The sequence below is a fragment of the Candidatus Thiodiazotropha endoloripes genome (genome assembly GCF_001708965.1).
GTDB lineage: Bacteria > Pseudomonadota > Gammaproteobacteria > Chromatiales > Chromatiaceae > Thiodiazotropha > Thiodiazotropha endoloripes.
On sequence record NZ_LVJW01000003.1, the window covers coordinates 2,019,948 to 2,035,695 of the forward strand.

At 52.6% G+C, this 15,748-nt stretch carries 13 protein-coding genes; 2 read left to right on the top strand and 11 right to left on the bottom strand.

The window, feature by feature from the left end:
• Positions 1-77: 77 nt before the first annotated feature.
• The 7 genes from rplI to rnr all read right to left on the bottom strand — a co-directional run bounded on the left by rplI (position 78) and on the right by rnr (position 6,418).
• A complete protein-coding gene (gene rplI, locus A3193_RS09050; protein ID WP_068993703.1) occupies positions 78-527 on the bottom strand; it encodes a 50S ribosomal protein L9 in 450 nt (149 codons plus the stop codon).
• 71 nt (positions 528-598) lie between these two features.
• Positions 599-1,510, bottom strand: coding sequence for a YybS family protein (locus tag A3193_RS09055; RefSeq protein ID WP_069014563.1), 912 nt, complete (start codon positions 1,508-1,510; stop codon positions 599-601).
• A gap of 29 nt (positions 1,511-1,539) precedes the next feature.
• Positions 1,540-1,764, bottom strand: coding sequence for a 30S ribosomal protein S18 (gene rpsR, locus A3193_RS09060; RefSeq protein ID WP_068993710.1), 225 nt, complete (start codon positions 1,762-1,764; stop codon positions 1,540-1,542).
• Between the two features lie 28 nt (positions 1,765-1,792).
• Positions 1,793-2,209, bottom strand: a complete 417-nt coding sequence (gene rpsF, locus A3193_RS09065) for a 30S ribosomal protein S6 (protein ID WP_069006026.1) — start codon at positions 2,207-2,209, stop codon at positions 1,793-1,795.
• A 306-nt stretch (positions 2,210-2,515) separates the two neighbouring features.
• Positions 2,516-3,274: a TIGR04219 family outer membrane beta-barrel protein gene (locus A3193_RS09070; RefSeq protein WP_069006027.1), complete on the bottom strand. Its 759-nt coding sequence runs from the start codon at positions 3,272-3,274 to the stop codon at positions 2,516-2,518.
• 67 nt (positions 3,275-3,341) lie between these two features.
• Positions 3,342-4,082: a 23S rRNA (guanosine(2251)-2'-O)-methyltransferase RlmB gene (rlmB, locus tag A3193_RS09075; RefSeq protein WP_069006028.1), complete on the bottom strand. Its 741-nt coding sequence runs from the start codon at positions 4,080-4,082 to the stop codon at positions 3,342-3,344.
• The gene (gene rnr / locus A3193_RS09080) at positions 4,082-6,418 is read right to left on the bottom strand and encodes a ribonuclease R (protein ID WP_069014764.1); all 2,337 of its coding nucleotides are present in this window, start codon (positions 6,416-6,418) and stop codon (positions 4,082-4,084) included. The genes rlmB and rnr overlap by 1 nt, the downstream gene beginning before the upstream one ends.
• Positions 6,419-6,751: 333 nt before the next feature.
• On the opposite strand from rnr, the gene A3193_RS09085 reads away from it, so the two are divergent.
• Complete coding sequence (locus A3193_RS09085) at positions 6,752-8,734, top strand: monovalent cation:proton antiporter-2 (CPA2) family protein (RefSeq protein WP_069014564.1); 1,983 nt, start codon at positions 6,752-6,754, stop codon at positions 8,732-8,734.
• Positions 8,735-8,801: 67 nt separating this feature from the next.
• Here the strand turns inward: A3193_RS09085 and lysS are convergent, their stop codons facing one another.
• The 3 genes from lysS to A3193_RS09100 form a co-directional block, all read right to left on the bottom strand.
• The gene (lysS, locus tag A3193_RS09090) at positions 8,802-10,295 is read right to left on the bottom strand and encodes a lysine--tRNA ligase (protein ID WP_069014565.1); all 1,494 of its coding nucleotides are present in this window, start codon (positions 10,293-10,295) and stop codon (positions 8,802-8,804) included.
• A 67-nt stretch (positions 10,296-10,362) separates the two neighbouring features.
• A protein-coding gene (gene prfB, locus A3193_RS09095; protein ID WP_141694609.1) for a peptide chain release factor 2 occupies positions 10,363-11,461 on the bottom strand; the annotation gives its coding sequence in 2 pieces (ribosomal slippage) (positions 10,363-11,385 and positions 11,387-11,461; 1,098 coding nt in all).
• Between the two features lie 526 nt (positions 11,462-11,987).
• On the bottom strand, positions 11,988-12,824 hold the full coding sequence (locus A3193_RS09100) for a DUF1521 domain-containing protein (RefSeq protein ID WP_069014566.1): 837 nt from the start codon (positions 12,822-12,824) through the stop codon (positions 11,988-11,990).
• A gap of 303 nt (positions 12,825-13,127) precedes the next feature.
• Here A3193_RS09100 and A3193_RS09105 point away from each other — a divergent pair, with 303 nt between their 5' ends.
• A complete protein-coding gene (locus A3193_RS09105) occupies positions 13,128-14,669 on the top strand; it encodes an FMN-binding glutamate synthase family protein (protein WP_305782016.1) in 1,542 nt (513 codons plus the stop codon).
• Between the two features lie 85 nt (positions 14,670-14,754).
• On the opposite strand, the gene A3193_RS09110 is transcribed toward A3193_RS09105, so the two are convergent.
• Positions 14,755-15,555 carry a hypothetical protein gene (locus A3193_RS09110; RefSeq protein ID WP_139117046.1) on the bottom strand — a complete coding sequence of 267 codons (801 nt, stop codon included), beginning with the start codon at positions 15,553-15,555 and terminating at the stop codon, positions 14,755-14,757.
• Positions 15,556-15,748: the final 193 nt, after the last annotated feature.

The following is a 15,748-nucleotide window of genomic DNA, read 5'->3' on the forward strand; positions in this document are numbered from 1 at the left end:
ATACCCTCAAACGGCGCCTGAAAGGCGCCGTCGAGAACTGTGGCTAGCGGGTAACGATCGACAGCCGAGGCTGGCGATCAAGCCTCTGGAACGATGGTCAGTTTGATGGTGACGTCCACATCCGCATGCAGATGCAGGTCGACTTCATACTCACCGGCAATACGGAAGGGGCCATTCGGAAGCATGACCTCTTTCTTCTCCACCGACTCGCCAGCAGCGCTTGCCGCTTTGGCGATATCCGAGGTTCCGACCGAACCGAACAGACGACCTTCATCACCCGCCTTACAGGTGATGGAGAGTTCCATACCGTCCAGCTTGGCTTTGCGCGCCTCGGCAGCCTGCAATTTCTCCTGAGCCTCTTTTTCAAGCTCAGCACGACGCTGCTCGAAAACCTTCAGATTCGCTTCGGTAGCCGGAATGGCTTTACCGCTGGGAATCAGAAAGTTACGGCCGAAACCGCTCTTAACGTTTACCTTTTCACCCAGATCACCCAGGTTATCCACTTTTTGCAATAGAATAATTTCCATTGTAATCACCCTTATTAGGTCAAATCTTTAGTTGCGACCAAACCACCTTCGGCGGCTTGTCGCGCGACTTCTTACCCGCTGTTTTGCGTTTTAAAGCGGGCTCGAAAATCGATCCAAATATCCAGCAGACCGATACTGATCATCACCAGCACCATCTGCGGTAAAAAAACAATCAGCATCAGGTAGGTCACTACCAACCAGAGCTGGGCGGATTTGATCAGTTTCACCAGACCATGGATCACCGCCATGCCCTGCAGAAACAACAACCCCAGAACCACTGCTCCCAAACAACCCAATATTGCCGGATAGCTCTGTTCCGGAAGCAGTCCCAGCAACAGTGCCGCAGCACCTGCAACGCCCACAAACCGGTGCAGTCGCATCTGCTGATACTCTTCGGCAAACCCACCCGGGTTGTAGAGTATCGCCTGCCACCAACGAGCCACATAGAGGCTGAGTAACATCTGCAGCAGAAAACCGAACGAGACCAGCCCACACATCATGCTGGAAAGCTGGTCTAAAACCTCAACGCTTTGAGCCTGATCAAACAGACCGGCCTCAATGAAGCGCTGACTCATGGGCTCCAGATACTCTCGCCAGAAAGTGGCCGGATCCCCCATACTGATGTATTGCACCAGTATGGCCAGTAGGCCGAATATCAATCCGGCCTGGGTTGTCAAAGCCAAAGAGCGGGTATTGCGAAGCAGCAGTCCGAGCAATACCACCGGTATCCATAACACCAGCAGAAAACCCAGCGCCGCCAGCGGGTTACCAAAAATCAGTGTCATCAGGAGAGCGCAGGCGAATGTTGCAAGGAGTAATACCTTGGCTGTTGCCAGACCACCCAGTCTCAGGGTAACCAGAGCAACACTGGCACTGCTGAACACACCGATAAATGGAATGATGATCGACAGCACGGCCAGAACCGTTGCCACCATGGCTGATCGCGCTGGCCCACGCATCACGAAGGATGCCACTGCTTTCATTCCGCTACCCCGGCAGGTATGAACTCCCTTTAGTGCTGATCAGTGTATGGCAGCAGCGCGATATAGCGAGCACGCTTGATCGCGCTCGCCAGCTGACGCTGATACTTTGCTTTCGTACCGGTAATACGGCTGGGTACGATCTTGCCACTCTCACTGACATAGGCCTTGAGGAGATTCAGATCCTTGTAATCGATCTCGCTGATGCCTTCCGCTGTGAAGCGGCAATATTTCTTACGTCGAAAAAAACGTGCCATCTATTTGTCCTCTCTCTGTTCCTGCTGCTCAGTCGTCACTTGATTCAGTCGCTTCAGCAACCGAATCCTCGTTTTCGTCCTGCGCATCTTCATCATTGCCACGGCTCGCTGGGCGTTCGTCAGCTTCCTGGGATTTGGCCAACTGAGAGAGCTCGGTAATCGCCTCTTCCCGACGAATCACCATATTGCGAATGACGGCATCGTTGAAACGGAAGGCGCTTTCCAACTCATCCAGTGCTTCCTGATCACACTCAATGTTCATCAGAACATAGTGTGCTTTGTGGATCTTGTTGATCGGATAGGCCAGTTGACGGCGTCCCCAATCCTCAAGCCGGTGGATGGAACCACCCTTGGTTTCGATACCCGAGCGGTAACGCTCGATCATAGCGGGTACTTGTTCACTCTGGTCCGGATGAACCAGGAACACAACTTCATAGTGCCTCATTGTATCTCCTTACGGTTTAGGCAGCCTTCCGCATGTGCAGTAAGGCAAGGAGCGATACCCGATCGGCAGTCGATTCACCCCCCGGAGAGGGTTTGCCTTTGGCAATCGGGGATCAGAAAGCGGCGGATTCTACCTTTTTGCCTGGAAAACCGCAAGATTTGTCACTGCAATCTTATACAGATAATTGGCCACTATGCTGTAAATGAGCGCCAATCACCGCAAAATGTCGCAAATGACTATTTATTTGCTGCCTTCATTGGCGTGCATTTGCGGTTGATCACTTAGGATGCGGCGAAGCATGAGTCCTTAGAAATCAACTTCCAGGCCCAGGTAGAAGCCGTCGAAATCCCAATCGGTATAGACCCCATCCAGATCGTCCAGCTCGAGCAAAAAGCTTCGGTAGCCACCTTTCAGGCGCAGATCCATCGCCAGATTGTCGATTAGGCTATAGGCCAGACCGAACTGGTAGTCCTGCAGTTTATGGTCACCAACACTGAGTATGTTGAGATCACCGTAAACCCACAGCGGTGTTGACGGTATACCAACCTGTGCGGCGCCATAGAACATCGGCACATAACCTTTGAAGCGGTCCTGTGAGGCCTGACTGGTAGCGATATCCTCGACCCGGATGTCACCATCCAGATATTTCAGATTCAGTCCGAAATCGAATGACACAAGATCATTGTCGAACAGTTCATAATAGAAGACGAAGTCGGTGCTTTGCATGTCGAACTCGACATCCACTTCACGACCGGCGGAAAATGTCATGCCCGCATAACGAAATGTCTCGCTAAGAACCATATCCCCGTCTGAGCTCAAATCATTGGTTCTGACCTTCAGATTCGGTACCAGTGGTACGGGATGCTCAAAGGCTATCGAAGCGACCCCTTTGACCTCGGTTCCCAGGTCGAAAAACTGCAGATCCGATTCAGAGATATCGGAAATGGAACCGGATGAGTCAATATTCCATAGCTCTATGCCTGCGGTAAATCCAAGCAGCGTATCTGCCTGCACCTGAGCGCTTGAGAGAACAGACAGCAAGGCGAGACAGGAAAGTTTTCTCATCACATTAAATCTCCAATAAGACTGAATCATTCCCAAAAATAGATTTTGAATCCTATGAACCCGGCGGCTACTGGCGTTGCCTGAGCGCTTCATAGAGTGACACACCGGCCGCCACAGAAACATTGAGGCTTTCCACACTTCCCTGCATTGGCAACTTGACCAACAGATCGCAGTTTTCCCGGGTGAGTCTGCGAAGTCCCTTCTCCTCTCCCCCCATGATCAGGGCGAGCGGTCCGCTCAAGTCAGCCTGATACAAAGTTTGCTGCGCTTCGCCGGCGGTACCGATCAACCATATGCCCTCGGCCTTCAGCCATTTCAGGGTTCGAGCAAGATTGGTCACCTGAATCAGCGGCACCGTCTCCGCCGCCCCACTCGCCACTTTTCGCACCGTAGCTGTCAAGCCGACCGAGCGATCCTTTGGTATCACAATGGCATTCACTCCTGCACCATCCGCAGTGCGCATGCAGGCGCCCAGATTGTGCGGATCCTTAACCCCATCGAGTATCAACAGCAGCGGTGGTCCATCAAGTCGCTTGAGAAGCGCCTTGAGATAGGGTTCATCCTGTATCTGTTGCTGTCTGATGCGAAGCGCCACCCCCTGATGGTGGCTCTCCTCGACCTGCTCATCGAGTTTTTTTCCGGCAATTTTCTGGCAGCTGACACCGGCAGCCTCAGCCAGGGATATCACCTCCCGGATTCGGGCATCATGACGAGCGGCATCAACCAGCAGCAATTCAGCCGCCCTGTTCTGTTGCAGGGCGGCTTTTACTGCATGCAGGCCTAATATCCAGGATCGTTGATCAGACATTAATTGGATTTGCTTTTACGGCGCTTCTTTTTGCTGCTTTTTTTCTTACTGTTATCGGGCTTTCCAGAGGTGCTGGTGCTGGTGCTGTTTTTACTTTTCCGTTTCGATCTTTTTCGCTTCGGCTTAGGTTTTGATTCGACTTCGCTCAATGACGGTTTGGCCGGCACGAAATCGATCTTGCGATCATCCAGGTTGACCTTGGCCACAATGATCGTCAGCGGATCCCCCAGGCGTAGCACTTTGCCGGTGCGTTCGCCGGTGAGTCGGTGTCCTACCGGATCATAGTGGTAGTAGTCGTTGTCGAGCGCCGTGATATGGACCAGACCATCGACATAGATCTCCTCAAGCTCAACGAACACACCAAACGAGTTGACGCTGGTGATGATGCCGCTGAAGGTCTCACCAACCTTGTCCTGCATGTATTCGCATTTCAGCCAGTCCAGGGCATCGCGGGTCGCCTCATCAGCTCGGCGTTCAGTACTGGAACAGTGCTCTCCAAGACTCTGCAGCTCAGATTTCGGATACTCGAAATCATCGGGCTTGCGTTTTGAGATCGCATGTTTCAGAGCACGGTGAACAATCAGATCAGGATAGCGGCGTATCGGTGATGTGAAGTGGGTGTAGGCCTGATAGGAGAGCCCGAAGTGGCCCACATTATCAGTGCTGTAGACCGCCTGGGAGAGTGAACGGAGCAGTACGGTCTGGATCAGATGCCGATCGGGTCGCTGCCGAATCTGATCCAACAGGATGGCATAGTCTCCGGCAGTCGGCTTTTTACCACCTGGCAGACTCAGGCCCAGCTCGGCAAGAAACTCGCGCAGATCGGTCAACTTCTCTTCTGCCGGCCCTTCATGAATGCGATAGAGGGCCGGTACTTTGTTGCGCAGGAGAAACCGTGCAGCGGCCACATTTGCCGCCAGCATGCACTCCTCAATGATACGGTGGGCATCATTTCTGACCACAGGAACGATCCGTTCCACCCGCTTAAGATCATTGAACTCAATCCGGGTCTCTGTGGTATCGAAGTCGATGGCGCCCCGTTCGGCACGCTGTGACTGCAACACCTGATAGAGCTGATAGAGATTGTGCAGATGAGGCAACAGCTCAGCGTGTTGTGCCGTCAGCTCCGCATCACCCTCCAGCATTGCCGCCACATCGTCATAGATCAGGCGGGCATGGGAACGCATTACCGCGGTGAAAAACCTGGAGCGGGTAATCGTACCCTGTTTGCTGACATAGAGTTCGCAGGTCATGCAGAGTCGGTCAACCTGCGGATTGATGGAGCAGAGACCGTTTGACAGCACCTCCGGCAGCATCGGGATCACCCGGTCTGGAAAATAGACGGAGTTACCCCGGGTTCTCCCCTCCTGATCGAGGGCGCTGGCAGGCTCCACATAGTGGGAGACATCGGCGATACAGACCAGTAGCCGCCAACCTTTGGGTTTCGGTTCACAGTAGACCGCATCGTCAAAATCCCTGGCATCCGCACCATCGATGGTGACCAGTGGCAGCGCTCTCAAATCGACCCGGCCCTGTTTATCTTTCTCGGCGACTTCGGTGGTCAGGGTTTTGATCTGTTGAGTGACCTCGTCCGGCCAGTCAACCGGTATGCTATGGGTGCGGATTGCGATGTCTGTCTCCATACCCGGACCCATGTGATCCCCCAGCACCTCCTGGATACGACCGATGGGTGGTGTGCGTTTGGTGGGTTGATCCAGAATCTCCGCAACCACCATCTGCCCCTGATCAGCCTGATTGATCTCACTGGAGGGTATGATGATATCCTTGCTCAGGCGTTTCGAATCGGGTACAACGAAACCGACACCACTCTCCATATAGAGTCTGCCGGCCACTCGGCTGGTATTGCGTTCCAGCACCTCAACCACGGCACCCTCCAGCCGGTTCCTGCGGTCCAGTCCGGTCACCCGAACCACCGCCCGATCGTCATGGAATACCGGTCTCATCTCTTTATAGGAGAGATAGAGGTCGTCACCCCCGTCATCCGGACGAAGAAAACCGAAACCATCCGCATGACCGATCACCCGGCCGACGATCAGATCCCGTTTATTGACCAGACAGTAGTTCTCATTGCGGTTGCAGAGTAACTGGCCGTCTCTCTCCATGGCCCGCAGACGGCGTCGCAGTGCCTCTAACTGCTCCTCCGACTCAATCTTCAGTTTATCCGCCAGGGCATGGCGATTCATCGGAATCCCCTCTTCCTCCAGGGTCTCCATGATGAACTCACGACTGGGGATGGGGTTCTCGTATTTTCGCGATTCGCGATCCCGATAGGGATCTTTATGAGTAGCGCCTTTTTTAGATCTTTTAGCCACGATATTACATTCTATTGCTTCGAATCCGTTGATTTTAACACTTATGTGTTTTTTACCCCATGAAATATTGACTCGGCAGCCAAATTGTTCGCTCAACGTAACCAGTCTTTAACAGAATCATAATGTTAGGGAGCTCAAGTGAGCCTTTGCTCAGGCTTGTGGCAGGTAACAGCGGGAGAGCTGCTCTCTGAGCGCCACACCTTGATCAATGGCAGACAAGATGCCCAGAAAGCGGAAAGTTTGGTCACAGGGCTCCTATTTCCGCACTCATGTTGAATGGATTTCTTCGGCCGATTTGCGCACACTGCCCCCCTAAGAATCCAAAAACAAGCACTAATGAACATCCATACCCTTCAGATCATTCTCCTACTGCTTGCTGTCTCGGTATTGACGGTTACCCTGTTCCGACGCATGCACCTGCCGCCCATACTCGGCTATCTGATTGTCGGTATCCTGGTCGGCCCCTTCGGCGGCGGACTGATCGCTTCCAACGAAGACACCAGGTTTTTGGCTGAATTCGGGGTGGTTTTTCTGCTATTCACCATCGGTCTTGAGTTCTCCCTTCCGCAGATGATGGCCATGAAAGGCGCTGTTTTCGGCCTGGGCGGAACCCAGGTTCTGTTAACCGGCATCGTGGCCGCGTTGATTGCCTGGTTGTTTGGATTGGAGACCTCCGCTGCGCTAATCACCGGAGCGGTTCTGGCACTCTCCTCCACAGCCATTGTCACCAAACAACTCTCTGAACAGGTTGAATTGAATACGGATCACGGACGTTTAGGGATCAGTATCCTGCTGTTCCAGGATCTGGCGGTGATTCCAATGCTGGTAATCATTCCCCTGCTCTCGGCAGGCGGCTCTGAAGGTATGCTGATGCCGCTTGCCTGGGCGCTGGTCAAGGCGACGGCGGTGTTTGCGGTAATCATGGCCTTCGGCCACTGGATCCTGCGGCCACTTTTTCACGAGATTGCCCGCGCCCGATCTGCCGAGCTGTTTACCATGACCGTACTGCTGGTCTCGCTGGCTGCAGCCTGGCTGACCCATGAAGCGGGACTCTCCCTGGCCCTTGGCGCCTTTCTCGCCGGTATGATGTTGGGCGAAACAGAGTATCGCCACCAGATTGAAGCGGACATCCGACCTTTTCAGGATGTGCTGCTCGGACTCTTTTTCATCACCGTGGGCATGCGGGTGGATCTCAGCTCACTGCTGCCGATACTCCACTGGGTCACCCTCGCAGCCATTGTGCTGATCGCCCTCAAAGCCGGCATCATCTTTCTCATCGGATCTCTCAGCAAACGTCCGATCGAAGCCAGTTTCCGTTCCGGTCTGCTGCTCGCCCAGGGTGGCGAATTCGGTTTTGTACTACTCGATTTGAGCCTGGAATCGTCACTGCTTCCCTCGGAGACGAGTCAAATACTGTTCGCGGCGATCATCATCAGTATGGTGATATCCCCCTTTCTGATCCGTTATAACGGCCGCCTGGCGCAGCTGTTCTGCTCACTACGCAGTTCCACAGCAAATCAGAGACCCATCGATGACCTGGTGCATGAGGCGGAGCATCTCGAACAGCATGTGATCATCTGCGGCTACGGCCGTATCGGGCAAAACCTGGGGCGGTTACTGCAAAATGAGGGGTTTCCGTATGTTGCCCTCGACCTGGATCCGACGGTTGTGCAGGAGGCACATGAAGCGGGTGAACCGGTACACTTCGGCGACGCCAGCCGGCAGGAGATCATCCAGGCCGCGGGTATCAACAGAGCCGCTGTGGTGGTGATCACCTTTGAAGAGCACACCACAGCACTGAAAATCCTCCACCCTCTGAAATCCAACTACCCGGATATCCAGGTGCTGGTGCGCACCCGGGACGACACGCACATGGAAACCCTGGAGCTGGCCGGAGCGACAGAGGTTATGCCGGAAGCGGTGGAAGCGAGTCTGATGATGGGGGGTCAGCTACTGCTGCTGCTCAAGGTCCCCGGCTCCCGAATCCTCAAAATCATGCGAGAGATCCGCGAGAATCACTACAAGTTGCTCAGGGATTTCTATCATGGCCAGGAGGCAATCGATATCGAGCATGATGAGGGATTCCAGGAACGTCTGCATACGGTAACCCTGCCGAAACGGGCTTTTGCCGTAGGTCACACCATCGAAGACCTGCACCTGTGGGACTGGGAGGTGAGTGTCACAGCCGTGCGTCGCGGCGGCATCCGGGGCGAAGCACCGGAGCCTGAGACCCGCTTGAAGGAGGGTGATGTACTGGTGCTTGCCGGTACACCACACCACCTGGAGCATGCCGAAGGTTTACTGTTGTATGGTCACTAACCGACCATCAGCATCCGACCAGACTACAACAGAATGATCGATGCCGCCCTGTCTGTGGCGGCAGATCCTATTCAGGTCGCATATGGGGGAACAGCAACACATCCCTGATGGAGGGCGAGTCGGTCAACAACATCACCAACCGATCGATGCCGATGCCCTCCCCGGCGGTGGGCGGCATACCGTGTTCCAGGGCCCGCACATAGTCATCGTCATAGTGCATGGCCTCATCGTCACCAGCCTCTTTTTCGGCCACCTGTTTGCGAAACCGCTCAGCTTGATCCTCCGCATCGTTCAACTCGGAAAAGCCATTGGCGATTTCACGGCCACCGACAAAAAACTCGAAACGGTCTGTAACGAATGGGTCGTTGTCATTACGCCTTGCCAAAGGTGAAACTTCAGTGGGATAGGCCGTGATGAAAGTTGGATTCATCAGCCGATGTTCCACTGTCTTTTCAAAAATCTCGATCTGTACTTTTCCCAACCCATAACTGGGCTTGATGGGAATCTGCAGTCTCTCCGCGATGGCTGTTGCCTGTTCCAGAGAATCGATCTGTTCATCGGTAATATCGGGATTGAAATGCAGGATCGACTCTTTCACTGTCATACGCTGGAAGGGTGTGGCGAAATCGTAACTGTCGCCCTGGTAGCTGACCTGCTGAGTACCCAGCACATGCTGGCAAAGATCCCGCAACATGGATTCCGTCAGATCCATCAGATCATGATAGTCCGCATAGGCTTCATAGAACTCCAGCATGGTGAACTCGGGATTGTGTCTTGTTGAGAGCCCTTCATTGCGGAAGTTTCGGTTGATCTCATACACCCGCTCAAAGCCACCCACAACCAGGCGCTTCAGATAGAGCTCCGGTGCGATACGCAGAAACATGTCCATATCCAGTGCATTATGCCGGGTGGCAAAGGGTCGGGCTGTGGCGCCCCCCGGAATCACCTGCATCATCGGAGTCTCAACTTCCATGAAACCGCGCCCATCGAGATAACTGCGAATAAACTGCACAATCCGGGTGCGCTGACGAAAGGTCTCCCGGGAGGCCGCATTCATGATCAGATCCACATAGCGCTGACGATAACGCAGCTCCTGATCAGACAGGCCGTGAAATTTTTCAGGCAGCGGACGCAGCGCTTTGGTCAGCAACTTCAAGCTATCGACCTTTACCGAGAGCTCCCCGGTCTTGGTCTTGAACAGCACACCTTCAGCACCGATGATGTCGCCAATATCCCACTTCTTGAACTGCTGATTGTACAAACCCTCCTCCAGGAGATCCCGTTGAACAAACAGCTGCATACGACCGGACATATCCTGCAGATGGGCAAAACTGGCTTTTCCCATCACCCGGCGACTCATCATTCGCCCGGCCAGACTGACTCTCAGTGAGAGGGACTCCAGCTCTTCATCGCTTTTAGCATCATATTCAGCATGCAACTCGCCGGCCATGCTGTTGCGCCGGAAATCATTGGGGAAGGCGTTACCGCTATCACGCATCAGTTGCAGTTTTTCACGACGCTGGGCGATGAGTTTGTTTTCGTCCTGTGTCTGATCATTCATAATCTTGTCAACTCAGTTTGGTCTAACTTCTTTAATACTTGGCTTACTGGTCTTGGCTGAGGTTTTGTCACAAACCACTTTTCAAGCTTGCTTCGATAAACATATCGAGTCCACCATCGAGCACCGCTTGGGTATTACCGGTCTCGACACCGGTTCGCAGATCCTTGATACGGGAAGCATCCAGGACATAACTGCGAATCTGGCTACCCCATCCGATATCGGATTTGGTCTCCTCGAGTTCCTGCTGTGAAGCGCTGCGCTTCTGAATCTCGAGTTCATAGAGCTTGGCTTTCAACTGCTTCATTGCCGTTGCTTTGTTCTTATGCTGTGATCGGTCGTTCTGACACTGCACCACGGTACCGGTGGGGTTGTGGGTGATACGTACTGCGGATTCCGTCCGGTTTACATGCTGTCCACCCGCACCACTGGCCCGATAGACATCGATTCTCAGATCGGCAGGATTGATATCGACTTCGATGGAGTCATCAATCTCCGGTGAAACGAATACCGCGGCAAAGGAGGTATGGCGCCGATTGCCGGAATCGAAAGGGGATTTCCTCACCAACCGGTGGACGCCGATCTCGGTACGCAACCAGCCGAATACATATTCACCTTCAAAACGTACCGTGGCACTTTTGATTCCCGCGACCTCCCCGGCAGAGACCTCGATCAGTTCGGTCTTGAAACCACGATGCTCACCCCAGCGCAGATACATGCGCAGCAGCATCTCCGCCCAATCCTGAGCCTCAGTTCCACCGGAACCGGCCTGAATATCGAGAAAGGCATTACAGCCATCCGTCTCGCCGGAGAACATGCGTCTGAATTCCAGGCCTGAGACCTGAATTTCGTATTCGGAGAGATCGCTCTCTATCGAGGAGACAGCGGTTTCATCACCCTCCTCCACCGCCATTTCCAGCAGCTCCGAGGCATCACCCAGACCCTGGTCCAGTTCATTCAGGGTCAATACCACATTTTCAAGGGTCGATCGTTCACGCCCGAGTGCCTGAGCCCTTTCCGGATCATTCCAGATTTCGGGGTTTTCCAGCTCTCTCAGGACTTCTGTGAGACGCTCCTGTTTGGCTTCATAGTCAAAGATACCCCCTGAGGGATGCCGCCCGTCTCTTCAGGTCATCGATCAGATGGTTGATGGGATTGATATCTTGCATTGCAACACCGGCCGGGAAAAAGCGGGGATTCTACACTACCTGAGATGTAGCAGAAAGCCTCAACACTTTCCATACAAACCAAGTGGCAGACCATTTGAGTCGTCCGGGGGCTTTTCAAAGCCGCAGAGAGGATGCCAATGGAGTGATAAAACCATCCATTGCTGAAAACGGTTCGAGTATGCCAATGGAGGTGGAGAAGTGAAATCCACCCCATATCGATCAGACGAGGACCTGGCAAACTCGGGCCATCAGACTGACCAGATTAACTAATGCCAATATTTTTAGATAGTTAGCGATAAATAACTGTCGATTATCAGTTTGATAAAACCACGCGCCAGTTGATGTCAGAACAGTCGAGGAAAAACATGGTGCTAAGCATCAGTATCACAGACCGTCAGTTGATTGTGGTTACTGGCCAGGTGATAAAAATCAGCAAGTTTTTGCGGTGTCGGATCTGAAAGAGGGTCACATCCGGCACCTCTGAGCCAAGCAGTCGACTAAGTCTTGCTGGTCAGCCTCAACATCATCACCCGTTCCAGCGCCAGTCCATCAGACCGGTAACCAGGAACAAGCCCAAAGCGCGGCCGAAGTCCTGACAAAATTCATAGGGTTTCTCAGCTCCGGGTCTGGTCACATTGAAATCCTCTTGAGTGGCCATTTCCCCAGTCTGCGGATTGATCCAACCCTCACCACAGGCGTTTTCATTCACCACGAAGCCACCAGTTACCAGCAGATCCATCAGTTGACCTCCCCTGTCACTCTGATTGATCTGCATATCCCCAGTCTCATTCTGACTCAATCCGGTAACCTGTATCACCTTGTCACCTTTGGTGATGGTCAGCTCGTTGGCAACATACATATCTTCATTGCCTTTCCATTTTTCGGTATCGATGGTGATCTTGGTACCGTCTTCCAGCTGGAATGTGGTCTTACCCCAGAAATCCACATCGGTTTTGCCATCCCGGTTCCAATCCACATGGGGATCACCCCAGATGTTGGTCTCTTCACCATTCTCCTTGTTGCGAACGATCACTTGTGACTTGTTTTCATTCAGCTCGAGTTCGTACTGATCACCGAGATCGATGGTTGCCCGTCCATTCTCTTGCTGACATACCGTCCACTCCTGCTCCTCGGGACAGGCTGGTTCCGGTGGGCACTGGGGTGGACAGCCTGGGAGGTCCAACTGCGGGTCGGGCCTGACGCACCCACCCGCCATGATGGAGTTGATAGCCTGCCCTTGAGGCTGAAACATGCAGCGTATTTTGAATAGAGCGGGTAAACAGAACTGCTGATTGGCGGCTTTGCTCAACAGGGAACAGAGCCCGGTCGCATTCATTGCGTTGGTTGGCGAGAAAAATGTCATTGGAACACTCCTTATTACGTACCAGGCGACAACTGCTGTTCAATAAATCACTTTCAAAACAGGGCAACAAGCTAGGAATTACCCTATCAGTGTTAACCCCAGTGAACATCGAAAGGAAAAGCCATGACAACTGCATCCCCTCTCTTGTTGGACAGCTTATAAACTTATAAAAAAGTTATAAAAAAGTGACACGCATTTTTGAATACTCAGCCATCCTCCAGGAGAAGAGCGATAAATTGTTTCGATTGACCACATCCAACCAGATCAATCCGCCGTACCCTATACCAGGAGGATATAATAACTATGATGACGACACTCGCAGAAAGCTGGTTTTTTGGTTTTATTGAAATTCTAACGGTAATTTTCATTTTTCTGATTGGCATAGCGGTGTTGTCCGTTGCAGTGATCTATGTGATCGATGTGACACAAACCCGCCAGACGATTCGGCGAAACTATCCGGTAATCGGACGATTCCGTTACTTCTTCGAACATCTCGGAGAATTTTTCCGTCAATATTTTTTCGCCATGGACAGGGAGGAACTCCCCTTCAACCGGGCAGAGCGATCCTGGGTCTACCGGGCAGCCAAGGATGTCAACAACACCATCGGTTTCGGTTCTACACGGGATCTGCGCCACTCCGGCTCCATACTGTTTGTTAACTGTCCCTACCCAACCCTTGGTGAGGATGCGGTACCAACCCAAAAGGTCGTCATCGGACCAAACTGCAATACACCCTATGAAACCGACTCTTTAATCAATATTTCCGGAATGAGCTACGGTGCACTCTCCGTGCCTGCCGTCAAAGCCCTCTCCTTGGGTGCCAAGGCGGCAGGCTGTTGGATGAATACAGGAGAAGGCGGTCTCTCCCCCTACCATCTGCAAGGGGGCGCCGATCTGGTATTTCAAATCGGTACGGCAAAATTCGGTGTCAGGGATGAACGGGGTGATTTGTCAGATGAGAAACTGCGCCAAGTCGCAGCCCACCAGGCAGTACGGATGTTTGAAATCAAACTCAGCCAAGGTGCAAAACCGGGTAAGGGAGGCATTCTTCCAGCCGCTAAAGTCACTCCTGAGATCGCTGAAATCCGTGGCATCAAGGCAGGCGCAGATGCGATCAGCCCTAACCGTCATCCGGATATCAACAATCCGGATGATCTATTGGACATGATCCAGCGCATACGACGTGTTACTGGAAAACCGGTTGGCTTCAAGACGGTGGTTGGCGCTTACGGCTGGTTGGAAATCCTATGTGAGCGAATCATCCAACGGGGTGATGACTGTGCCCCCGACTTCATCACCATTGACGGTGCGGACGGCGGTACAGGCGCTGCACCGATGGCGCTGATGGACTATGTGGGTTTGACCCTGCACGAAAGCCTGCCCATGGTAGTCGATATGCTCTGTGAGTATGGTCTCAGAAGCCGGATCAAGGTGATCTGTTCAGGAAAACTGATCACCCCCGCCGGGGTTGCCTGGGCGCTGGCGATCGGTGCTGACTTTGTGGTTTCAGCACGGGGATTCATGTTCGCTTTGGGTTGTATACAGGCTCTGCAGTGTAATAAAAACACCTGCCCCACCGGCATCACCACCCATAACAAGAAACTGCAACGTGGCCTGGTCTCTACCGAGAAGGCAGAGCGGGTTGCCAATTATGTGAAAAACATGAGCTATGAAGTTGGTCTGTTGGCCCACTCCTGTGGAGTTAAGGAACCACGTGAACTGAAAAGGTTTCATGCCCGTATGGTGGTCGAGAATGGAAAATCCCTGCCATTGAATGAACTCTATCCACCGGTTGAAAAACCAACCGCTGATGTGTTGTTATCGACGGATCAGACACCACAATGAGATTTAGCGCTCATTAGGGTCCGATTGGATTGATAGGGGTTGCTGTCAATGCGTAAAGGATCTACGCATTGATAAACCTCGTCACTCAGTTGTGTGAAGATGAGAGCTTTCGGTCTCGACTCTGTTTTGCCGGTGACTTTCGATTCAAGGATGTAAACTTGCTTTTCAGTTGATCGCGAAGCTGTTGCCACTTTCCGGAAATGCCCTCACTGCTCGGAGGATCTTCGCGTTTGACTGCTCTGCTGACGGGGCCATTCGCCTGCTTGACCCACATGTCGAATGATTCGAGTATCTCTTTATCCCAGGAGTGCGGCGGCTTCACCACCCGACTCTCACGGTAGACCTTTTCCAAAGAGAGTTTTTGTGGCATTCCGGCTTCATGCAGACTGCTCTTCAGCGTCTCCTCAGCGGCATCAATACAGCTTTCAACCGCCTTTCTTTTAACACTGAATGTCCTGGCAATCGCCGCTTCACTGATGCCAATTTCGTGTTTGAAAAGGAAGTAGCGTTTCTGATCATCGCCCAACTGTTTCATATGCTCGATCAGAGCCAGACTCCAGTTTTCATCCTGCTCGATGTCTTTCGGCAAGTAGTTGGTCTGCTCTTGGGTACGCTGGGCTGACATCAGTGAGCCTACAGATGTACCAAGATATTGAAAGAAAGAGAGTTTCAACTCTTTGGGAGTCTTGCTGCTGTCTCCCGCCACAACCAGATGCCGCCAGGTTGAATAGTAGGCTGCTTTACCAAATTCACTGGTGCCGTATTGGCGAACGATAAAGCGGTAGACACGCCCCCGATATCGCTCGTAAAAAGAGGAGAATCCCTCTTTGTCATGTTTTAAGATCTTTTTTAGTACCGCTTCTGTATCAAATCGTCTCGATTTCACTTTAGCAGAGGCTCCATGTCTACCCACCATAGGAAGGTAGGAGATAACGTTCCGCAAAATCCTTTTCCAAATAAGCACTTAGTATTCCTTCATGAGCACTTAATAACGGCAAACACCATTGGTCAGTATAAAGCAATTATTACATTTTGTCTGGCAAGGGGCATTTGGAAAATAGATTTTTTTTATTACCTGC